At 40.1% G+C, this 22,676-nt stretch carries 22 protein-coding genes; 11 read left to right on the top strand and 11 right to left on the bottom strand.

The annotated features are described in order from the left end of the window. Window positions 1-88 precede the first annotated feature (88 nt). From folE to dpdA (OCV12_RS20030), 5 genes are read right to left on the bottom strand one after another with little or no spacing between them, the layout of a single operon-like run. Window positions 89-715 carry a GTP cyclohydrolase I FolE gene (folE, locus tag OCV12_RS20050; protein WP_261887032.1) on the bottom strand — a complete coding sequence of 209 codons (627 nt, stop codon included), beginning with the start codon at window positions 713-715 and terminating at the stop codon, window positions 89-91. Beyond that, on the bottom strand, window positions 712-1,398 hold the full coding sequence (gene queC, locus OCV12_RS20045; protein ID WP_261887031.1) for a 7-cyano-7-deazaguanine synthase QueC: 687 nt from the start codon (window positions 1,396-1,398) through the stop codon (window positions 712-714). Before queC ends, folE begins: the two co-directional genes overlap by 4 nt. 8 nt (window positions 1,399-1,406) lie before the next feature. After that, window positions 1,407-2,072 carry a 7-carboxy-7-deazaguanine synthase QueE gene (gene queE, locus OCV12_RS20040; protein WP_261887030.1) on the bottom strand — a complete coding sequence of 222 codons (666 nt, stop codon included), beginning with the start codon at window positions 2,070-2,072 and terminating at the stop codon, window positions 1,407-1,409. After that, window positions 2,056-3,165: a DGQHR domain-containing protein DpdB gene (gene dbpB / locus OCV12_RS20035; protein WP_016795635.1), complete on the bottom strand. Its 1,110-nt coding sequence runs from the start codon at window positions 3,163-3,165 to the stop codon at window positions 2,056-2,058. Before dbpB ends, queE begins: the two co-directional genes overlap by 17 nt. Continuing rightward, complete coding sequence (dpdA, locus tag OCV12_RS20030) at window positions 3,140-4,381, bottom strand: tRNA-guanine transglycosylase DpdA (protein ID WP_261887029.1); 1,242 nt, start codon at window positions 4,379-4,381, stop codon at window positions 3,140-3,142. The genes dbpB and dpdA (OCV12_RS20030) overlap by 26 nt, the downstream gene beginning before the upstream one ends. Before the next feature lie 96 nt (window positions 4,382-4,477). On the opposite strand from dpdA (OCV12_RS20030), the gene OCV12_RS20025 reads away from it, so the two are divergent. Genes OCV12_RS20025 through OCV12_RS20015 form a run of 3 tightly spaced genes read left to right on the top strand, consistent with a single transcriptional unit; the run spans window position 4,478 to window position 8,043 of the window. Continuing rightward, entirely contained in the window at window positions 4,478-5,410 is a 933-nt protein-coding gene (locus OCV12_RS20025) for a DUF6884 domain-containing protein (RefSeq protein WP_261887028.1), read from the top strand. Further along, on the top strand, window positions 5,407-6,822 hold the full coding sequence (gene dpdA / locus OCV12_RS20020) for a tRNA-guanine transglycosylase DpdA (protein WP_261887027.1): 1,416 nt from the start codon (window positions 5,407-5,409) through the stop codon (window positions 6,820-6,822). Before OCV12_RS20025 ends, dpdA (OCV12_RS20020) begins: the two co-directional genes overlap by 4 nt. Before the next feature lie 3 nt (window positions 6,823-6,825). Next, window positions 6,826-8,043: a DGQHR domain-containing protein gene (locus OCV12_RS20015; RefSeq protein ID WP_261887026.1), complete on the top strand. Its 1,218-nt coding sequence runs from the start codon at window positions 6,826-6,828 to the stop codon at window positions 8,041-8,043. 33 nt (window positions 8,044-8,076) lie between these two features. Here OCV12_RS20015 and OCV12_RS20010 read toward each other — a convergent pair whose 3' ends face one another. Further along, complete coding sequence (locus tag OCV12_RS20010; protein ID WP_016795640.1) at window positions 8,077-8,319, bottom strand: hypothetical protein; 243 nt, start codon at window positions 8,317-8,319, stop codon at window positions 8,077-8,079. Window positions 8,320-8,494: 175 nt separating this feature from the next. Between OCV12_RS20010 and OCV12_RS20005 the strand changes: the two genes are divergently transcribed. The 5 genes from OCV12_RS20005 to cas6f all read left to right on the top strand — a co-directional run bounded on the left by OCV12_RS20005 (window position 8,495) and on the right by cas6f (window position 14,609). Then, entirely contained in the window at window positions 8,495-9,373 is an 879-nt protein-coding gene (locus tag OCV12_RS20005; protein ID WP_261887025.1) for a 6-carboxytetrahydropterin synthase, read from the top strand. A gap of 472 nt (window positions 9,374-9,845) precedes the next feature. Next, window positions 9,846-11,039, top strand: a complete 1,194-nt coding sequence (locus OCV12_RS20000; RefSeq protein WP_261887024.1) for a TniQ family protein — start codon at window positions 9,846-9,848, stop codon at window positions 11,037-11,039. Continuing rightward, window positions 11,040-12,962: a type I-F CRISPR-associated protein Csy2 gene (locus OCV12_RS19995; RefSeq protein WP_261887023.1), complete on the top strand. Its 1,923-nt coding sequence runs from the start codon at window positions 11,040-11,042 to the stop codon at window positions 12,960-12,962. Then, window positions 12,946-14,007 carry a type I-F CRISPR-associated protein Csy3 gene (csy3, locus tag OCV12_RS19990; RefSeq protein WP_261887022.1) on the top strand — a complete coding sequence of 354 codons (1,062 nt, stop codon included), beginning with the start codon at window positions 12,946-12,948 and terminating at the stop codon, window positions 14,005-14,007. Before OCV12_RS19995 ends, csy3 begins: the two co-directional genes overlap by 17 nt. Window positions 14,008-14,009: 2 nt before the next feature. Beyond that, window positions 14,010-14,609 (top strand): type I-F CRISPR-associated endoribonuclease Cas6/Csy4, encoded by a 600-nt coding sequence (cas6f, locus tag OCV12_RS19985; RefSeq protein ID WP_261887021.1) that lies wholly within the window; start codon window positions 14,010-14,012, stop codon window positions 14,607-14,609. Window positions 14,610-15,062: 453 nt separating this feature from the next. On the opposite strand, the gene OCV12_RS19980 is transcribed toward cas6f, so the two are convergent. After that, a complete protein-coding gene (locus OCV12_RS19980) occupies window positions 15,063-15,269 on the bottom strand; it encodes a helix-turn-helix domain-containing protein (RefSeq protein WP_135457286.1) in 207 nt (68 codons plus the stop codon). A gap of 92 nt (window positions 15,270-15,361) precedes the next feature. Here OCV12_RS19980 and OCV12_RS19975 point away from each other — a divergent pair, with 92 nt between their 5' ends. From OCV12_RS19975 to OCV12_RS19965, 3 genes are all read left to right on the top strand, one after another. After that, window positions 15,362-15,919: a hypothetical protein gene (locus OCV12_RS19975; RefSeq protein WP_261887020.1), complete on the top strand. Its 558-nt coding sequence runs from the start codon at window positions 15,362-15,364 to the stop codon at window positions 15,917-15,919. Window positions 15,920-15,951: 32 nt separating this feature from the next. Further along, window positions 15,952-17,301 carry a DEAD/DEAH box helicase gene (locus OCV12_RS19970; protein WP_261887019.1) on the top strand — a complete coding sequence of 450 codons (1,350 nt, stop codon included), beginning with the start codon at window positions 15,952-15,954 and terminating at the stop codon, window positions 17,299-17,301. 189 nt (window positions 17,302-17,490) lie between these two features. Beyond that, on the top strand, window positions 17,491-17,697 hold the full coding sequence (locus tag OCV12_RS19965) for an antitoxin Xre/MbcA/ParS toxin-binding domain-containing protein (protein WP_086712132.1): 207 nt from the start codon (window positions 17,491-17,493) through the stop codon (window positions 17,695-17,697). A gap of 70 nt (window positions 17,698-17,767) precedes the next feature. Here OCV12_RS19965 and OCV12_RS19960 read toward each other — a convergent pair whose 3' ends face one another. The 4 genes from OCV12_RS19960 to OCV12_RS19945 all read right to left on the bottom strand — a co-directional run bounded on the left by OCV12_RS19960 (window position 17,768) and on the right by OCV12_RS19945 (window position 22,456). After that, a complete protein-coding gene (locus OCV12_RS19960) occupies window positions 17,768-18,760 on the bottom strand; it encodes a TniB family NTP-binding protein (protein ID WP_261887018.1) in 993 nt (330 codons plus the stop codon). 11 nt (window positions 18,761-18,771) lie between these two features. After that, a complete protein-coding gene (locus OCV12_RS19955) occupies window positions 18,772-20,583 on the bottom strand; it encodes a Mu transposase C-terminal domain-containing protein (protein ID WP_261887017.1) in 1,812 nt (603 codons plus the stop codon). Then, window positions 20,576-21,265 (bottom strand): Tn7 transposase TnsA N-terminal domain-containing protein, encoded by a 690-nt coding sequence (locus OCV12_RS19950; protein WP_261887016.1) that lies wholly within the window; start codon window positions 21,263-21,265, stop codon window positions 20,576-20,578. Before OCV12_RS19950 ends, OCV12_RS19955 begins: the two co-directional genes overlap by 8 nt. A 147-nt stretch (window positions 21,266-21,412) precedes the next feature. Then, window positions 21,413-22,456: a GMP reductase gene (locus OCV12_RS19945; protein WP_048659894.1), complete on the bottom strand. Its 1,044-nt coding sequence runs from the start codon at window positions 22,454-22,456 to the stop codon at window positions 21,413-21,415. Window positions 22,457-22,676: the final 220 nt, after the last annotated feature.

The raw sequence follows: 22,676 nt of genomic DNA, 5'->3' as shown, positions 1-22,676 counted from the left end.
ACATACTCAACCTTGGAAAAAATAAAAATGAGGCGACACAAAATGCCGCCTCATTCAAGTAAATTCACAGAAATTAATCAGGGTATACCTAAACTTGTTTTACTCTTTTAAAGCAACCGCCCGTCTTCACAGTAGTAGTACTACTAGTTACATCTTGTACTCCACGGCTCTTGACACAATAATGAGTAGCTTCAAATTTAACATATAGATCATCGACATCTAGAAGCGTTTTCAAAGCGAGGTAAACCTGAGCTGTAAGTCGTTCTTGTACCTGAGGTCTTTGGGCAAAAAATCTCACGATGCGATTAATTTTTGAAAGACCAATTACTTTATCCTTTGGGATGTAACCCACAGTTGCTAGACCATCAAAGACAACTAAGTGGTGCTCACAAGTACTGGTGAAAGAAATATCTTTGACGACGATCTTTTCATCAATATACATTTTGTTCTCTATCGTAGTAATTTTCGGAAAATTACTGTAATCAAGGCCTGAAAAAATCTCATCTACATACATTTTTGCAATGCGCTTAGGCGTCTCAGACAAACTGTCATCGTTCAAGTCCAGAGATAGTGCGTTAAGAATATCTCTTGTCGCGTTCTCAATAACTGCAAATTTCTCATCATGATTCAAAGTTTGCTCAGTCAACGGTGTTTCAAGACCTGCAGCAGCAAGAGCTTCTTTAACGATATATGCTTCATGTGACAATTCATTCATTTTGCTAAACCGACGATTTCGTTCAAATAAGTAGCTTTATTTTGCTCGTAAGCCGAAAGACCTTCCGCTCTCAGTTTACACGACGGGCAGTCGCCACAACCAGTGCCGACAATACCGTTATAGCAAGTCAGTGTTTTTTCTTTCACGTACTCTAACTTGCCATACTTATCAGCCATCGCCCATGTTTGCGCTTTATCTAACCACATGAGGGGGGTAACTAACGATAGATCATATTCCATACCTTGCTGAAGAGCGCTCTGCATTGCTTTAACAAATGAGTCACGGCAATCGGGGTATCCAGAAAAGTCTGTCTCACAAACACCTGTAATCACTGATGCAGCACCAATTTGGTAAGCATAGATACCAGCAAGAGTTAGAAATAATATGTTACGACCAGGAACAAAAGAATTAGGTAAGCCATTACTCTGTAATTCGTGAGATACAGGGATATCATCACGTGTTAATGAACTGATCGCCAACTCATTTAGCAAACTGACATCCAGTACCTTATGGGCGGTTACACCGAGTTCTTGGGCAATGTCCTGAGCAACTTCAATTTCTAGTTTGTGCCTTTGGCCGTAATCGAAAGTAATTGCATGAACTTCATCGTACTTTTCTAGCGCTTCAATAAGGCAAGTCGTAGAGTCTTGACCTCCACTAAAAACAACAACTGCTTTATTCATATTAACTCCTACGCTATTTGAAGATATTTGTGTGTCTGAATTGATAAGCGCCAATTGTTCGCAATACAGTGTTGAATACACAACTCCGTCGCTCTTGGCTTTTGACTAATCGGTTGAAGTGCAATAACAACGTCTTTTTTTGTGTCATGCTCACCAAGCATTTTAACTAAATTTTCTATGTCTTTCTCAGTACCTACCGGGTGCTTGACTTCATTGGCACGACCAACTGCAGAGCCAAGGATTTTGAAGCCACCTTTCATATTTACTTTTGGAGAAACAGTTACCCAAGTATTAGGGGTTGTTCTGATCTCAAATGTACCACTAGTTTCAATCTGGCAAGAAAATCCGTTGGTTTCTAACTGTGTGGTTAAGTCCGTTAGATCATACATACACGGCTCACCGCCTGTAATCACGACATGCTTTGCCGTCCAGTGTTCTTGAAAATATGTAATTAACTCAGAGATAGTCGTATCTGACCAAGTATTAGAATCTTGACCTTTATCTACTACATCAACTAGCGCTACTTCTGCACACGCATCCACTTCCCAGGTATGTTTTGTATCACACCACGCACACCCTACTGGGCACCCCTGCAGACGAAGAAAAATTGAAGGTACACCGGTGTAAACACCTTCACCTTGAATGGTTTCAAATATTTCATTGACTTTTAACAAGCGTAACCTCTCTTTCTTGTAAGTCGTAAATTCGTGTCAGGTAATCTGTTATCAGGTTGATATCTTGGGATAGATTTTGAATTTGATTCCACTTTCTGACAATCGGTTGGCCGTCGATATCCATACCGAAGTCCCAACTTCCACTACTCCATCTACAGAATGGCTTCAATCTGACTAACCTATTCTTAGCAAAATCAAAAAAACTGCCAAGTTTGCCATTAACTTCATATGAATAAAATATCTCATCAAACAACTGACCCAACGCTACTATGCCCGCACCGTGGAATAGGCGTGACTCCTTTGGTTTCTTCCCCCAATCATCGGGGAACGCTTCTTTAACCGCTCGGAAGTAATCATTGAGTAAACCAAGCATACTATCACAATCGACTGGGTTATAAGTCTGTTGCGCCTGTTCTCTATATTCATACAACGCACCTTCTCTCAAGCTGTTATCGAGCATTTTCATTAGAGAATTATCAGCAATAATGCCTATCGGGTTTGTAACTAATTTAACTAACCCAAATAGTGGTGACGACTCATCAAAGTTAAGGAGTTGAACTAATAATGACGGAAGTTTTCTTCTAGTTAGTTCCTGATTAAAAAAGCCATTTGCATGGGGTAATAACTCATAGATCAAACTTTTCGGAAGTGGCTTAGCAGAATTGATCAACAGAAACTGCTGTCTTTCAAAATCCTGATCATCGCTTATAAATGCACACACGGGAAGATAGAAATCTCGTCTACCTGAAAGTCTAAGTGCGGCTAAACGCTGCTGGCCATCAACAATCAAAGCGCTTTTAGGTACATTGGGAATTATCAATTCGAATATTTCACCATCAACCTCTTGTAACTCTACATCGCTAGACAAACTCATGATAATAGAGTTAGGGATAATACCGTCCTCACTCCCTAAGTAATCTGCAATGTTATTAATGTGATTTCTGACCTCTGGTCTTTGGTAACCCTCTAGAACGTTGTGCTTTCGTTCAATGCGAGTAATCATGGACACAGACTCTAACTCATCTAAGTTCATGTTAAATTGGAAAAGTTTGATGTTATTACTTTGCTCAATTTTCAATGCTTTTTTCTTCATCACTCTGCACCAAGTTTTTGTAGAAGTCTTGTAGATTGTGAAATGCTCGTCGCTTATTTCGCTCAGAACCACGAAAGATTAAGCCCTCAACCCCTATATGTTTACAGATGTTACAGTTGCATTTTTCCCAAGGTCGATCTTGCAATGTTCTTCTGTATTCACTACTCAAATAACTATCTCTGCTAAACACCAACTGTTCATAGTCATTAATCGCCTTGATAGTATCTTCAAGACCCAATTGACGCTTTCCATACATACGTACTGCACAAAGAGCATTTCTTTCTAATCTAGATACTTGGTCTTGCTTGATCTTTCCTGACGCAATAGCGTTTTTAACTCTGGTGTTGCTGCAAGACTGCGGTATTCGGATAGCACAATATGTTTCGCCATTTAGTCTATAGTTACGTTTTTCATTTAAAAACGACTGTTTTAAAGGCGTTGTACTATCAATGCTAATGACATTCCGCTTTGCTAGGTGAGGAATTATCTCCTCACGACCGATCCCTAATAAATGAAGACCATAGTTCCCAGGAGCCTGAGTATGGATGTCATCTAAAAGCTCACAAATCTGTTTTGAGTTTAGGGTGACAATTCCCCCGATGGTTATATGCTCATAACCCATATCTTTTAATGCTTTAACTGAATTGATATAGCTAGATTTATCCCACCCTTGGGCAACCCCATAAGGAACAAATGAATAGTGTTTCTTTTGCCCTAAAAAAACTTCAGCATTGTGGAGTGACAACGCAACACGTTCACGATGATTTGCAATCACTTCACTTGAAATCGGTTTCTTTGATTGTGGATCACTATAACCGATAACAACGTGATCAAGTGATACACCACTATTCACTCGGGACTTCACATAAAAATTAATCAAGTCATCACTGTTGTACGGGGGAACCTCTTCATTAATATATGAAAACGCCCCACTATCTCCCATAACATGGAAATCAGACGTTAGACGGAAAAATCGATGAGCACCTTCTCTAAACAGTCTGTATTTTTGGCCTCTTGAATAACGGGTTTTATCTGTTTTACCCGGAATTCCCTCAACAATCGCTTTAGAAATTAACAAACCGTCATAAGGTCTCTCCAACAAGTGGTGCGCATAGACATCATCTCGCTGGGTAACTCTCAGTAGTTTGTTCTTTTCAGTTTCAAAATCGAAGTTTGGGTCTACAAAGTCCTGACTGTCCGGGAAAAAGTATTTCATTTACGCCTCCTGATAAAACAAAGCATATACGAAGTTTCATCTTTCAGCTAGACTTCGAGGATAAGAAAAATCGATACGGCATCTTAGGTAAACCTCATGAGAGAAATACACTTATTAGTTCCTTGCACAGCAAGAAAAACTCTCGATGTTTCAACATCAATGAATATAAGTGAGCACCTCTCTAGTGACATCCAAACTACTATTGAGAATTGGGAACGTGCCTTTTCAGGGACAACAAGCAAGACTAAAGCCGAGGATTTATATTCTGGGCAAGCATTTTCTAAACTACGTACGTACAGCAAAGAGCACGATCTTTCGTTGAAAATCTTATCTGCTGGGTTTGGTTTGGTTGATGGGACAACAGAGTTGCCAGGCTACAATGCGACTTTCGCCCAAAACAATAATAGGGTCCCAACGCCCAGAAATGACTGGTGGAATACAGTAACTCAATCTTCGCTTCCGAGTACTTCAATCAAAGATACTGTTAAAAGTCACCCACGGGACAACTTTGTAATCGTTGCGAGCAACGAATATTTGCAAGCTATTCAGGTAGACTTGCTTGAAGCACTCTCCAGTTCAGAAAGTGCTCACGAACGCTTTGCTATCGTAACAACTTCAATCCCTAAAACTTTATCTGCATATGCCAGTTGCTTTGTGAAATGCTCCCGTAAAGTCCTTCAACATCAAAATGCCAAGGCTTTCGGACTCAGTCTTGCAGATAGAAGCATTACAACTATTGCTACTCTTATGTTTTTAGAAAAATTGGCGCTTACAAAACCTGACTTCAGTGGTACTATCTCCGCCCTAAATAATGAGTTCGCCGACCTGAAAGAAGTGCAAAGGCCAAAGAAAGTAAGCCCGTCTCCTGAATTTATTGAACATTTCATTCGACGTGAGATCGATAGCGTAGACCGACCTGCCTCTTCAACTTCTATGCTTCGTACATTCAGAAATAGTGGTTATGCCTGTTCTGCTGAACGCTTTGGCGAATTCTATAAACAAGTTAAATCAGAAAAAGGTTTATCGTGACTCAGTTCCGTTTCTACTTTCCAGACAATAAAGACTTTGTTGACCCAGAATTTGATGGTCGCGACAACAGTCGCACTAAACATCACCGTACATACGATGATGACCACTACCCACACCAAATCCTAACTGAACTGCCGTTTGATGGGATGCTAGTCTCTCTTGCTGGTGTTGGAACGATGCAAAAGCGTGGCAAGTACTACGAGCAAGAACTGACAGAGGACTTTTACTTCCTTGGCGCTCGCGAGTTTTTACGCCTCAATAAACCTAAGTTTAAAGACGTGAAACTAATGGGAGACTGTGGTGCCTTTGACTACCACGCAGAGAAAGAGCCACCTTTTACTATTGAAGAATTGATCGAGTTCTATGACCGCGGTGGTTTTGATTACGGGATTTCACTCGACCACATTGTTTTCCCTTACTTCAGAAACGAAGAGGCTAAAGACGAATTTATCGAAAAAAGCGGCTCACACGCTTTTCACGAGTTAATTCAAGAAAGTGAACGCAGAATCAAGATTACATTAGACAATGCAAAAGTATTTCTTGAGAAATCAAAGCCCTACTCATTCCAGGCTTACGGTGTCGCTCACGGCTATGATCAAAACTCATTCCTGCGTTCTGTGAAAGAGTTACAAGAAATGGGTTACCGCCGCATCACAATCGGAGGTATGATCAAAGCGAAAACAGATGAACTGCTTGAATTACTTGAACAACTCGGTGAAATTCGCCATCCAGAGACTCAGTTTCATCTTCTAGGCATTTGTCGTTTCGACAACATTCCAGCTTATGTTAACTCGGGTGTAACTAGTGCAGATAGTACCTCGCCACTTATGCAAGGACTGAAAGGCGGTAAGTACTATACATTATCTGAAAATGAAGAAAACGCGAAACTAGAAGAATCCTTAATGATTCGAGTTCGCCAGTGCGATCATGACAACGTGCAAAAACACATCGAAAAGTACCGCGATGAACTGCAACAACACATCAGTCAAATGGGTCAAAATAACGAGTATGACATCAACTTATCAAATACAGCTTTGTCAGTACACGAGTGCGTTAAACGTCTTGAAGTAGACTGCTTGAAAAAGTTAAGGTATTTTGATGAAACTGCGCTTGATCTAGAAGGTACACTTAAAGCTCTCATTGCTTATGAAAAAGTAACCAATGAAGCATATCTACCATCGAAGTCTACTCCTTCTAAAGTAGCATCACTTGCACGTAATGAAGAAAAATACCGTGCATTTCTAGAGCAACGTGAGTGGCGTCAATGTGCTTGTGGTATTTGCAAAGGAGGGTTGATGAACATCATTTTCCGCTCAAACCAATCAAACCGTCGCCGTGGTATCCACAACCTTGCAATTGTAACCAAGCACAAAAACCGTGTAATCGAATCACTCGAGCCAGCAGCGAAATAACTCATGTCAGAAGTATTGAAAATTAAAGTAATCCAAGAAATCGTGAACGGTATTACTGTTTACACAGGTTGGGTTGAAGGTAAGAAAGTTCGTGATGTAGCAAAGATCGTACACATCACACGTGAGGGAGAGTACATTCACGGCTACCAACGCAGTGAACTACCAAAACACATTGAGTCAATCACTGATTACGTGGAATCGGAAAACTCAACCATCCTAGCAAACCTTGTTATTGGTTTTGATCACACCGTAAAATTTGAACCTATTGTAGAAGGCTCCGAGTTTGGCTACTTAGTCGTGCCTTACGATCCAGAGAAACCTTCAAGCGAGTTACCTGGTGCTATTGTTGATGGTCAGCAACGATCAGGAGGCGTCAAAAACAGTCATCACGAAAGTTACCCACTTCCTGTTTCTATCTTTATCTCAGAAAATGAATCTGACTACATTCAGCAATTTCTGATCTTAAATCTAGGTAAGCCGCTGACTTCTGTACAACTTAATGCGCTTGCTTTGTATGATGACATCTACAAGCCACCAGCACTTGCAGAAAAAGCGTTTTCATTATCAATGTGTGAAGAGTTAGGTTTCCGTAACTCTGACTCACCACTTTATGGTCTTATTAAGTCAAACGGCAACAAAGATGGGATGATAGCTGAATCTTCAATTACCGAGTTCGTGACCAACGTTCAGCGCCAACTTCTGAACACAATAGATGTGCGTGTATACCAAGACCTCAATGAGGAGACTCGTAAGCTGTTTATTCAAGTCCTTAAAAATTTCTGGTGCGCGGTAGCGACTGTATTTCATGAGGAGTGGGAGAAGAAATCTCGTGATATGAAACGCTCATACATTACACACGGTACAGCAATTGTGGGCTTTTCATACTTATGTCGTCATATGTTGCGTGTATTCATGACACCGTCAAAAAATGTAACCAATGAATCAATGCTGAATACTCAAATCCCTTCACCTGCTTTTTTTATCAAAGAGTTAGAGGTCATAAAAGACCAGTGCCATTTCAGCAGCGAGCACTGGGAGCTTGGTTTACTTCGAACTAACCAAGAAGACAACAATGGCAAACAACTAGAGATTAAGTACACACGCCGTTGGAACGATTTTCAAAACACCACTTCGGAAAAACAATTGTTTGCCACCAACTTACTGCGTATTTATGAAGTAAGTAAAGGGTGGAGAAAGGGTTACGATATCTATATCGATTAGCCTAAAAAAAGAGAAGGTATTACCTTCTCTTTTTTATTCGTCTATGCTGTCTAATAACTCAAACACCAACTTCAAGCGTTCATAATCACAAAGTAAAACCAAAGTCTTCAGTTCATCAGTAGACAGTTGGTTATTTTGCGCTTTATTTTTTAGCTCCGCCCATTGTTCCGAGTGAGTTACTGGGGTGATTTGCCCACTTGAAACACCTAGCAAGAAGGGCGTTATTTCAAACTCAAGTAGACGCGAACATAAAGTCGCCAACTTACTAGATTCCATTCATACACCTCTATTCTCATGTTCAATTCGCCAGATATTAATGGCCAATCTAACATCAAATGGCTATGAAAGTAATACCATTCATCGTGAAATTTTCAGTTTATCAACGACCTAACTAATGCTGTTTGATATAATGTAAAGAACTTAACATCTGACTATGTATAAGGATTTTGATGTGAACCTTTTTGTGCGAGATCTCACCGTTATAGACTCCTCTTACTTATCACAGACACGAGGTATGGTCGGAGAGAGTTGGATTTTAGACATTAGCCTTTCTGGCGACCTTGATGAAATGAGTATGGTGCTAGATTTTGGCCAAGTTAAAAAGCAAGTCAAAAAGCTAGTAGATGAGGTCGTGGATCATAAGTTACTAGTGCCAATGCGAAACAAACATATGTTCATCGAAAAGGCTAATCTGGGATATTCTACTGTCGACTTAGTATCAAAGAACAACACTATACATCTTTATTGCCCTGATGAAGCAATTTGCCTCATAGATACAGAGTCGATCAATCAAGATAGTGTAACTGAGTACTTACATAACGTATTAAAAACTCACTTACCAGAAAACGTCAAAGGTATAGAGTTAACTCTTAGAACAGAGAATATCGACGGAGCCTACTACCATTACTCTCATGGTCTTAAAAAGCATGATGGTAACTGCCAAAGAATTGCTCATGGGCACCGCTCGCCTATAGAACTTTTTGTAGATGGTATCCGAGATCCTCAACTTGAACAGAAATTCGCAAATCGCTGGAAAGATATTTACCTAGGTTCAAAAGAAGATTTAGTCACGTTAGGTACTCTTTCACTTAGCAAACACGCGCTTCAAACCATCGAGGAAAGTCACTTTGCATTTAAATACACTGCTCCTCAAGGTGAATTTCAGTTAGCTATCGAAAGAAACCGAACCGAATTAATAGAAACAGATACCACGATTGAATTACTCGCAAACTTTATTGCCGATGAAGTCAAAAGCGAACTTTCCGATACTCAAACCGTCAGAGTAGTTGCTTACGAGGGGGTCGGTAAAGGTGCTATAGCAGTACGCTAAGCTACAAATCAATAAGAATCGATAGAGTGGCACCAATAATGGGACTCGAAGAGAAGGTTAGATATCTAACAATCGACGAACCACTCTATAGATTCTAGTTTGACGGTATAACGTGAGGTTTGATAGCTTTGACATGACTAAATCAACTTCAAACGTTATTTATTTTCCAATCTAGATTTTAAAAATAATGACTCACTGATTTTATTTAAAATTTCATATCCATTTGAATTTTTTCTATTAAATGTTCGCCAACCATAAATTAAAACACCATGTAACACCTCTAACATGCTATTTCCAAAGATAATTTATACGTTCAAATTAAAGTTTCACCAAATAAAATCCAATGTTGTTTTTTAAATAAAAAAGAAATCATCTTACCTAATAAAAAAGCTCACTTTCTACTTTTTACCCCCTTGTTATTTCAAATATAATACCCTATGTTAATAATAGTATTTTTTAAATTTCGACACTTATGAAAAATATATTTTTAATAAGGCCATCTATAAATAGCACTGAGAGTTTGGAAAGCTTTTTTATCCGAGTTGCCAATAAAAATGGATATGATGACGTCCATCGTTTCCTAGAAGCCACCAAACGCTTCCTACAAGACATTGACCATCACGGCTATCAAACCTTTCCAACTGATATCGCAAAGATTAACCCCTGTTCGGCCAAAAATAGTTCTAGTGCCCGAACAGCCTCATTCCTGAAACTAGCTCAATTAACGTTTAACGAACCTACCGAGTTACTTGGATTAGCAATTAACAGAACAAACTTAAAATATTCTCCATCAACTAGTGCCGTCATCCGTGGCTCAGAAGTTTTTCCTCGTAGTTTACTCCGGACAAAGTCCATACCCTGCTGCCCATTATGCTTACAAGAAAATGGTTATGCTTCTTACCTTTGGCATTTTGAGGGTTACGATCACTGCCATATCCATGATGTGCCTTTGGTAAATCGGTGTACCTGTGGAACTGAGTATGACTACCGAGTATCTGGTTTGAAAGGGAATTGCAGTAACTGCAAAGGATCTATCGCCATAAAGAATCCAGAGATTAGTAATAAGACAATATTCTCCGTTGCAAATTGGCTCGCCGGCAATGAGTCTAAAAATCTACCTGATGTCCCCAGGAGCTACCGATGGGGTTTGGTACATTGGTGGAGCCACATCAGCGATAATGAATTCGATCACTTTTCGTTCGTCCAATTTTTCTCTAACTGGCCTAGCTCGTTTCATTCTATGATCGATAATGAGATCGAATTCAACCTAGAGCACGCCATTGTTGGAAGAAGAGAATTGCGGATAAAAGATCTTCTAGGGCGGATATTTTTTAGTTCTGTTCGATTACCAGAACGCAACCTGCAGCACAATATCGTTCTAGGAGAGCTTCTACGGCATACAGAGATGCATTTATGGGATAACAACGGTCTGATCGCTAACCTTCGAATGAACGCTCTAGAGACTACTGTATTCCTCAATTGCAGTAAGGATGAGTTAGCGTCAATGGTAGAACAACGCATCTTAAAGCCAAATCGCAAAACTAAGCCAAACAGGCCTCTGGCGGTTAACGACTACTTATTTTATTTCGGCGACATCTTCTGCCTTTGGCTAGCCGAATTTCAAACTGAAGAATTTAACCGCTCTTTCTATGTATCGAGGTGGTAAGTGCAAACTCTGAAAGATCTAATCGCATCAAATCCTGACGACTTAAAAACAGCACTAAAGCGCGCATTTCGGCCACTCACACCGCATATTGCGATTGATGGCAAAGAACTTGATGCACTGACAATATTAGTCAATTTAACCGATAAGACAGATGATCAGAAAGACCTGCTAGACCGAGCTAAATGCAAGCAAAAACTTCGAGATGAAAAATGGTGGGCTCGCTGTCTAAAAACGGTTGAGCATAGACAAAGCCACAACCTAAAATTTCCCGACATACGCTCTGAAGGTGTAATTCGCGCGACTCCTCTGGGGCTGCTACCTGAATTTTTACTCTCATCTTCTAAATTAGAACCACACCACTGGGCGTACAGTCATGATTCGAGTGATGTTAACAAAAGCGCATTATTAACCAATGAATTTAGTTGGAATTGTGTGATTTCATGCCTTGGGGATTTACTTAAAGATGTAGAACACCCGTTGTGGCAAAAACTCAATACGCTTGGCTGCTACCAGAAAACACGTAAGGCTATCGCTAAAAAATTGGCTCAGATTTCTCAAACAACGATTAACGTCAGTCTCGCTCCAAATTACTTAACTCAACTATCTTTGCCTGATAACGACAGTTCTTATATTTCACTCTCGCCAGTGGCTTCTCAATCGATGCAAAGTCACTGTTATCAAGCGCTAGAAAATGAGTATCGCTATACAGCGTTAACCCGTTACAGCCGCAGTACTAACATGGGAGTATTGCCTATGACATGTGGTGGTGCTTTGAAGATGTTGAAAACTGTCCCTAACTTTTCCCTTACAGATCATTATCAGATAAACATTGGAAAATCTTGGTTGACCTCAAGTCATATTCAATCGTTAAAACAGTACCAAACGCATACTCAATATTTAATGCCAAAAAATAAGCGAGTGGCTTACCACAGAACAGTCAAAAACGAGATGCAAGAGATGGTTAAGGCTTGGTTGCTTACACAGGATAGGACCATGGATGTGAATACTCTTATCCAACATCTAAACCATGATCTATCCCGCATCAAATTAGCTAAGTGTTTTGCTTACGAACCGAGTATGACCAAACTCCTACTTGGGCTTATAAAGCGTGAACTCAACGAACATAGGTCCGATTCTACTAACGTTGGCAACAGTGAAAAAAAGGATTCATTCTTTGCGATTCCAAATATAAGAGTTTGTGGAGCAAGCGCGTTGAGTTCACCAATCACGGTCGGTCTTCCATCACTCACTGCTTTCTTGGGGTTTACTCACGCGTTTGAACGTAACTTAAATGAGTCTTTTCCTACGCTCACAATTGATTCGTTTGCCATCTGTGTCCATCAACTACACGTTGAAAAACGCGGTTTAACAAAAGAATATATACAAAAAGCAAACCACACCATATCTCCACCCGCTACACACGATGACTGGCAGTGTGATTTGGTATTTAGTTTAGTGATTAAATTTGATCGTAGCTTGAGCGTTGATGAAAGTACGATTGTTCGAGCTCTGCCGAAACGGTTTGCCAGAGGTTCCGCTAAAATAGCCATTGCAGATTTCAAATACATCCGGTCATTTTCAACGTTAGAAAAGACGATTCAATCCTTTCCTCAGAAAACCGGCAAATGGCTATCGATGCATACTGAACCTATCGAAAACATGAGTGATATTTTATCGGAAGTTAAAGAGAACCGAAAATTAACCCCAAGCTGTGTTGGGTATCATTTTCTTGAAGAGCCGACCGACAAACCTAACTCTCTTCGAGGTTATAAACATGCTTTTTCTGAGTGCATGATTGGTCTGATTGAGCCAACCACTTTTGATCAAAACACCGACATAAATACTATTTTGTGGCATCACAGGTGCTATCAAAACTACCTTTCTGTGCAGCCAAGGAGTACCTATCATGGAACTACCGACTAACCTAGCCTATGAACGTTCTATTGATCCTTCTGATGTGTGCTTTCTAGTTGTGTGGCCAGATGGGCGAAAGACCCCCTTAACCTACACTTCTCGTACTGTAATAGGACAAATGGAAACCGCAGCCTTAGCTTATGAGCCGTCGGGGCGGACCAAAGAGAGTGCAACCGCTGAAAAACTGGCTCAAGGTAACCTACATCAAGTCGATTTTTGTCATGCTCCTTTCGGTGCGAGCAACATTGAATGCTACTTTTCGGTCTCTTTTTCTTCTGAGCTACGCAAACCTTACAAGTGTAATTCGTCTACGGTTAAGCACACACTAATGCAGCTAATCAAAGCGTATGAAGAAAATATTGGTTGGAATGAATTGGTTTCTCGATATCTAGTCAATATATGTAATGGTTCATGGCTGTGGAAAAATACTAAAAAAGCCTATTGCTGGGATATAGAGTTAACCCCTTGGCCCTGGGCGGGAGATGCTGTCAAATTTCAAGACATAAGGGCTAACTACCTAGAAAGAAATGACTTTGAGAACCATAAAGATTGGGAAGCTATTGCTCAAATGACCAGAAATGCTTTTTCTCACTCTAATGGTTTGGCCATATTTGAAGTGAAAGCCACCTTGCGGCTACCAACCAATAAACAGATTTTCCCGAGCCAAGCATTCACCGAAAATGAAAGTAACAACACCAATAAATCTAAGAAACAAAGCAAGGGACGAATTTTTCAAAGCACAACGGTTGACGGTGAACGGAGCCCAATATTGGGCATTTATAAAACTGGTGCCGCCATTGCGACCATAGACGACTGGTACCCCGATGCAACTGAGGCACTACGTGTCGGTCGGTTTGGGGTTCATAAAGAAGATGTCACTTGCTACCGTCACCCTTCTACGCAAAAAGATTTCTTTTCTATCCTTAAGCAAACAGAGTCTTATATTGAAGCACTCACGTCTTCAGATAAACCAAATCAAGAGACCATAAACGACCTGCATTTTTTGGTCGCAAACATCATCAAGGGTGGAATGTTCCAACATAAGGGGGATTAAGTATGAAGTGGTACTACAAAACTGTCACTTTTCTGCCAGCGCGTTGTAACAATGAATCATTAGCCGCTAAGTGCCTTCGGATTCTTCATGGCTTTAACTATGAGTATGAAACAAGAAATATTGGCGTTTCATTTCCTCTTTGGAGTGACGATACCATCGGAAATAAAATTTCTTTTGTGAGCACAAATAAAATCGAGCTCGATTTGCTACTCAAACAGCACTACTTTACCCAAATGAAAGAGCTGCACTATTTTGATATATCAAATACAAAGGTTGTCCCTGACGGTTGCGAGTATGTTTCATTTAAGCGTTGCCAGTCGATAGACAAAGCAACACCTGCTGGACAAGCTAGAAAAGCGAAAAGATTAAAAAAACGTGCGGAAGAAAGAGGTGAAGAGTTTGACTTATCCTCGTTCAAACAACACGAAATTGTTGTACTCCATCACTACCACTCGCTTGAGGAAGACAGTAAAAGTCGTGGCGGTAGTTTTCGACTCAATATAAGAATATTCAAAGAAGCTCGCTTAGACGGAGATGCACTATTTAGCAGCTATGGTCTTGCGAATACTGAAAACAAATCTCAACCTGTCCCCCTAATTTGACCCTATTTTATCGACACTTTTAAGTCGTTGAATTATAGAAATTTTATCACAGTGAGAAAAATAGGGTTAATTGACACTAAATATATTAACTGATTGATAAATATATACTATTCTTTTATTAGTAACCGTAAACTGCCGAATAGGTAGCTGATAATACTTGTAGTCGCGTTCATCAGGGGCAGGATGAGTAAACTGCCGAATAGGTAGCTGATAATGTCACTTGCGTGGTAACAGGTATTGGCTTTGTGTGAACTGCCGAATTGATAGGAGGCCTTTCAATATCAATGCTGTTGCTTCAAATCTCAAAATATTACTCTGTTGTTTGCTTTAGAAATTAATGAGGACTATAATCCTCAATACTACTGTAAAGTAGTTGATAACAAACGGACCACTTTCATTCGCGTTAAATAACAGTTTACTGCTGAATAAGTAGATACTTTAAGAACTGGTACCTTAAGGCAGCAAATCTCTCACATCACACTCAAGAACTTGAGCCAACTGATAGGCTTTTTCGAGTGTGATGTTTACTTCCCCACGCTCAATCCTGCCAATATAACTTCGATCGATATCAGCCAACAAAGCTAGTTGGTCTTGAGAAACCTTCTTATCCCTGCGTTTTCCGCGTAATTTGGCCCCAAAGCGCTTTGCTAAGTCTTTCATTTAAAACGACTCTAAAAAACAAAAACTATCGCCTCTTGATGCATTTATTGCCACGGACTATAATCCGCAAAAATTCACAAATAGATTCAACAATGAGTTCAAAAGTAAAAATTAATCAAGATATCTTTGATGCAATTAATCGATGCAATTCAAACCAGTTCAGCATTATTGAGATTAGAAGTTCGATTCAAAAAGAATCTGACCAGTATGAGAACAGTAGCGTTGCTCGACTTTTTGTAGCGAGGTCATTGGAGCGACTTCTCTCGTTAGGTGTATTACAGGCAACGGGGGAGGGTCGAAACAGAACGTTTTCAAAATCAGATAATTTTGATTCAACGCAATTTAACATTGTTCCTAGACGCAAAAAGGTCATAGCAAAAGAACAGGGACTAAAAATATCCGAATTTAATATAGCAAAAGCCCAATTAGAGGTTGAACGACAAGACATAACTGCGCAGCTCACAGTAACTCTTGCTGAGATTGATGAATACCAAAGCCTTATGCGACGCTTCAATTCCTTACAACCATTCATACAACCGAGTTACCAAGAAGCGACTAACAAGTCGGCAAAGCTAATGGCTCAATTGAATGTGTGGACAAACACTATATCTCTAATTAATCAAAATACTGGTGGTAAAAAAGAATGTTAAGGCGTTGGCAATCAGAGTGTATTGGAAACGCAATGGCCCACTACATTCAAGGAAACAAACATTTTTTAGCACAAGCCACACCAGGTGCAGGCAAAACATTTATGGCCGCCAATCTAGCTAAAGGCTTATTTGAACGCTCTATGATCGATTTCGTTATCTGCTTTTCTCCATCAAAGACTGTGTCATCGAGTATACAAAGTAACTTCTCCGAAACACTACAAGATGAAATGGATGGAAAGTTTGGCTCTCTAGGTACATCTATCACTTACCAATCAATAACACACCTAGATGACAAGTTCTGGAATAGGCTTTTAAAATATCGTGTACTTTGTGTTTTTGATGAAATACATCACTGCGGTGGTGATAATAATGAGAACAGCAATGTCTGGGGCCAACTGATTCTATGCAAGATTAAGAAAGTAGCCACTTATACACTCGCTTTAACTGGTACACCTTGGCGTTCAAATTTGCCCCCCGTTGTACTCTCGTCATACAGCGATCCTGAGGGGACGATTGTATGTGATTATCAATACACACTAGCGCAAGCTGTCCAAGACGGCGTTTGCCGTAAACCAACGATTACGCTTATTGATTGTGATAAATCCACGATTAAGTTAGATAATCATATTGAATCATTTAACTCATTCAATGAGCTTATATCTGAGAGTGAAATTAACTACTCTACTATTCTCAACAACAAACCTGCTTTGATTCATATTTTGGGAACAGCCGTTACTCGCTTGAAGAAAATTCGAAGTCAATCCCCATATGCCGGAGGCTTAATCGTAGCTACATCTGTCAATCACGCCATAGAAATAGCTTCACTACTCAAAAATACATTCAATCAAACAACCACGATAGTCACATACAAAAATGATGACTCCCAAGTCAGAATTAAACAATTTAGAACCGACTACACCGAGTGGATTGTGAGTGTTGGTATGGTCAGTGAGGGCACAGATATTCCGAGACTCCAAGTATGTTGCCATCTGAGCAACATAAAGACCGAACTCTACTTTCGCCAAATCCTTGGTCGTATACTCCGTATGACTTCATGCCCGAACCAAGAAGCATGGCTATATACTTTTGCCGCCCCAAAACTCATCGAATTTGCAGAGGAAGTTGAACGAGATATTCCAGATAGCTGTCGTTATTTGAGGAGGCCTCAGAAAAAACCAAACCAAGCACTAGAACACATAGCTACAAATTCAAATCTCCCCCTTAGTGATAATGGAGACAATACCGATAGTGTCTCCATCAATTTCTCTGGACGAATTGATCAGAGTGGTAGCACAAAATCGGAAAGCAACTCTGCCGAGATCGCGGACCTAACACTGACAAGCTTTAAACAACGAGTAATTGAAGCTTTCCAATATCTTTGATCCAGTTTGGTTAAATCTTATAAGTGACACGTCGAATTTTCAGCGAATCAACCCTCCACAATCTGACTTTTGGCCACTTCTTGTTTAGACCATTGTTATTTATCAGTTCGCCTAATCATTATTTGGCCTACTTTTCTTAACGTAGTATTGTGTATTACACTTACTACATCCATTTAGGTGGAGTTTAAGGTGAATAAAGAAACGAAAAAGAATTTTGATAGAGTATTTCAGGAAGCACTAGCGCTGTTTGGAAGTGAAGAAGCTACTCATTACTGGCTTAAACACCCAGTTAGAGGACTAAGTAACAAACGGCCAATTGACATGCTTTCAACAACTGAAGACACTCAAGTCGTAATTAGTTTAATCGGTCGTTTAGAGCACGGAGTGTTTTCGTGACCTTTTGTAGTAGGTTTTGCCCAGAAAATAAGGACAACGCTCCTTAAGTAGTGTTGTGTACACCATTACATTACTCAAACATGTTCCCACCATTAAGCTTACTTTTTGATCTTGAATTAATGTTTTTCAGATAATCCTCCCATCCAATATCCTTTGGTGGAGGACGCAACATTTCCTCCGTCACCTTGACTCCGTTTTCAAAAGGGTTTTTCCATGTGTAGGTCTTGTTACTACATGTGAGCTCAGCAGCAAAAACTAGATCTTCATAAATAATCGTGGCCCGATGATTATCAATGGCATTAACCGATGCTTGATAGATGAGGTTTCTCAGCGAACGCATATTACCTTCAGAAAAAGCATATAGTTTTTTCTGAAGGTTTTTCTCTGCTAACCCAGCCTCTTTGACAAAAGGTAATAATTTATCAAGATTTTCCAGAAATTTTTTGAATACACCTTCACCACCCTGATAGATAAATGGGCGGAGTTCACACTGAATTGAGAATCGTCCATGCAGTTGTGAGTTTGCTTTCAATACAACCTTAGAATACGGCATACCAAAAAGAACAATTGGGCACTTCGTTCTATTGAGTATCATTTTGAGCCAATTGCCTACTTGTGTAAGAATGCGATTTGACCTCTCTTCAACTAAGTGCTGAAATTCATCAATAATGATCAACTTAACACCAACCAAAGGTATCAAGTCAGTCAGTTTTTTCGTCAACCTCGCCAGATCAGTATCATAAAGCGCTAATGGGTCACCCATTTCAAGCAACAACTCTCTTGCTGCATCAATAGGCTTCGCATTGTCTGGTAATTCGATATGCAGAACAGGAACTATTTCTCCTCGCACTTTAGAATCGCGATTATTTTGACTTAAATATTTTTTGATAACCGTCGTCTTGCCTACTCCCGATGCACCAAAGACCATCATACAAGTTGGCTCGGATTCAAAATCTGACAAATCCCTACATCTATCCATATAGCCCAAAATTTTCGTAACACTCGGCGTTGATACAAATGCTCTTTTGGCTTTTGAGATGCGCGCTTCTCGAGTTTCATTCATCTAATGATTTCTCAAACATAACCAATATCCCAATCTTCATTATCTACAATTACAATTTCTTCTTCGTCTTTCTGGGGTGGGGCTAGCTTAGTATTGCTGATGCTCTTTGCTCTTGCGCTATTTTCCTGATGCCTAGCTCCACGCCTCCGGGATCTAATTTTCTTTGTTTCAAGAATTGAACGATCAGCAATTTCTTCAATTTTGATCTCTGCATCGATTTCCTTATCTTCGTCATATTCTGCTGAATTTAATTCTGCTAGATACTTAATATTGTATTTATGCTGCCACAGAGAGACTCTACTAGCATATTCATAATCTATAGCATTAACCGTGAAGTATTCGTTCACATCTTCATCTAACACCCAAATGACCGCCATACACTCTGGATTATATTTGAACTGCACTTTATGATTCCCTTTCTTACCTCTGTACCCAGCTAAACGTTCACTGCTGTATGTCAGTCCTTTGTAGACGGTTACCCCTGCTTTGGTTAGTTGTTTGCTATCAACAATAGCGAATTTAAAGTCCAACTCATCTTTAGAACCAGAAAACTCTTCAGGCTCCCATTCTTGGCACCCATTTCGCCAAGCGATATTCGGACAATTAGTGCCTCTCTGGTTAGAGTCTTTATGATAAATATCTACTAACCAAATTAAGTAAATTTCTTGAATTTCATCTAGTGTAAGAGTAGCTTCACCCACTGAATCATAACCCTCTCTCTGAAGGTATTGACTAAAAGCTTTCCCTGGTAAATCGTCTAATAGAGAAGTATTGATCGTCCCGTATTTACGTTCGACATCAGGCTTATTGTCAGGCACTTCGACTCTGTTTTGATGAACATTGATCAACAGTGACTCACATGCTTTATCAAAGGCTTTAGACAAAAATTCTTTACCATTATCAGTTACGAGCAAGTCAGGGATACCGTAACATAGCCATTCATTTTCAATTGATTCATATGAAGACAATAAGTCATCTTTGCGTTGTATTGCATTTTTTAGGGCTAACGATACCGATACGTAACTGGGTGGCTCAAAACCTAAATAAAAACCAATTACGGCTTTACTATAACAATCTACTAACTGCGTGAGCCAAGGTCTTCCTAAAGTAACTCGATGTACTGGGTGTACCGCAAATATATCAACCATTGTATGGTCTATTTCCACCCGCTCTAATACGGCCGAGGTTGTTATCTTCTTTCCCATACGGCGGAATTCTCTTTTAGCAACTCGTTCGCCTTTCTTTGCTGCTAATACTTCGAAGGGAGTTTTCTTTTTAACCCGTATTCTTACAGACTCGTATTTAGGGTATGGATACTTTGTACCGTGCGTTAAGTTATATTGTCGAACTTTACGCTTAACTCGCCTGTGTGCCGAGCTGATATTGATCTTTCGACCAGAAATAACTCTTTCAACTGCTTGTTCTATTATCGAATCAACAATTGGTGAAACTTTAGCCCCCCTATTTCCTCTACTTTTAAAGTCAGGAGCTAAACTAACCGGGTTATAACCGGAGGCTCTGAAAACTAACCACCACCTGTATATTGATATCGCACTTGGAATATTTTTGTCGTGTAACCGTTGCAGTGCGACGCGATATGGTTCGATTGTCTTGGGAGTGATTTTTTCGCACTTACCAGCTAAAAAACGAAGAATGCTTAGACGAAAAGTAATCTGATTGGCTATATTTTCAGGAAATGCGGATATATCTTGATATGTTGCTTCATCGACATCGTTGGAATCAACGACTCTATCATTCTGCTCAAGTTTTTCTTGCTGAAGTGCTGACTTCCTATGAAAACTTGAAAATGATTTCTTAGGCATAACAACCCAATTCAAATTCAGACTCAAGTGATAGTGGGGTCTCTAAGCTCGTCTGGAGGAGGTTTCGAGAGAGTAAATCACACAGGAATGGTAATATTTTTCTTCCATTTAAGCCGAGGTGATGCCCTAAACTCTTTGCTGTTTGCGTACCATTCCGTTTCAAAGTAGTAAGGAGAATTTGATGGAAGTCGTTCAAGTTATCTCTTGAGGCATACCGATGCAAAAGCTTAAGGTTGTTAAATATGACCTCATCCAGTATTTCTTCCTCTACAACCAGCTCTAGATCTAACCCTATCTCAAACGCACCTTGAACTTTTGCTTCCCATTCACAATGAAACTCCTTTTTTGAACTTTCCTTGTCGGACTTTACCTCGTACAACTTATATTCACCGGTATCAAATTGAACTAGAAAGTCTGGAACATAAGTATGGGTCTTACCATTTAGGCTGTATGAAAATCTTATCGGTTGAGAACAAAAGCGAACGATACTAGGTTCGAAATCAAAATGATAACAAGCGGCACATTCTAAAAAAGATTCTACCGTGACTCTTTTTCCCATCTTAGCACTGACGTAACGGTGTATGTTTTTTCCACGTGATTTAGTTAAGTTTCTAGCAGGAGTGTCAAACGCAGTTTCAAGTTCAAGCAGGGTGGCTATAGAAAGGAAAGGTAGAGCAGACATAATATTGCCTCTTCACGATTTTGTCGTAAACTTACACAAGTTTAGACCATGAAGAGGCAATATCAAATTATGGCTGTACCAAAAATCAATATATGGTTGTAAATATCAATTTATGGATGTTTCAACAACTATTCGAACTCGTTCAGATTACTCTTTACCGAATACGTTGTTCTCTTGCTCTTGTACACGGATGAAAGTTGTACGCTTAGTTAGCTCTTTAAGCTTCGCTGCGCCTACGTATGTACAAGTTGAACGTACACCACCAAGGATGTCAGAAATTGTGTTGTGAACTGAACCACGGAACGGAAGAAGTACAGTTTTACCTTCCGCAGCACGGTACTTAGCAACACCACCTGAGTGCTTGTCCATAGCCGACTGAGACGACATGCCGTAAAACTTCATGTATTGCTTACCGTCTTGCTCTACAACTTCACCGCCTGACTCAGAGTGACCTGCTAGCATGCCGCCTAGCATTACGAAGTCTGCACCGCCGCCGAACGCTTTAGATACGTCACCCGCACATGAACAGCCACCGTCACCGATGATCATGCCGCCAAGGCCGTGTGCCGCGTCGCCACATTCGATGATTGCAGAAAGTTGAGGGTAACCTACACCTGTTTTAACACGAGTAGTACAAACCGAACCAGGGCCGATACCAACCTTAACGATGTCTGCGCCCGCTAGGATTAGCTCTTCAACCATGTCACCTGTTACAACGTTACCAGCAGAGATAACTTTGTTCGGGAATTCTGCACGTACTTTCTGTACGTACTCAACTAGATGCTCTGAGTAGCCGTTAGCGATATCAATACAGATAAATACGAAGTCTTCGCTAAGTGCCATGATTTGCTTAGTTTTCTCAAACTCAGCTTCAGATGTACCTGTTGATACAAATACGTTGTTCAGTGTTTTCTTATCTGCTGTTTTAGCGAACTCAGCCCACTGCTCTACTGTGTAGTGCTTGTGTACTGCAGTCATAACACCGTGCTCTGCTAGAGCAGCTGCCATTTCAAAGCTTGCTACCGAATCCATGTTAGCTGCAATTACTGGAGTACCAGACCATTGACGACCGCTATGCTTGAATGTAAAATCGCGGGTTAATTCAACTTGAGAACGGCTTTTAAGGGTAGAACGCTTCGGACGGAAGAGTACATCTTTGAAACCTAACTTAAGTTCTTGTTCGATACGCATGGTGTTTTCCTTGATTCATAAAATTATGTGTCTCTCGCGAAATGCGTAGTAAAACCGTTGGCAGACGAGTTTACTTTTCTTCGGACACAAAAAAACCGGAGCGTTGGCAGACGCTCCGGTTTTCAGCATTATAGGTCGTGATTTAGTAACAGCAAGTCTGATATTTCATTTTTTTTTGTGCTATCCTCTCGAAGATTCCATATCTGGTAAAACCTCCCAA

The organism is Vibrio pomeroyi (assembly GCF_024347595.1).
Classification (GTDB): Bacteria; Pseudomonadota; Gammaproteobacteria; order Enterobacterales; family Vibrionaceae; genus Vibrio; species Vibrio pomeroyi.
Note: the sequence above shows the minus strand (reverse complement) of the source record. Positions and strands in the feature narration are given on the sequence as shown.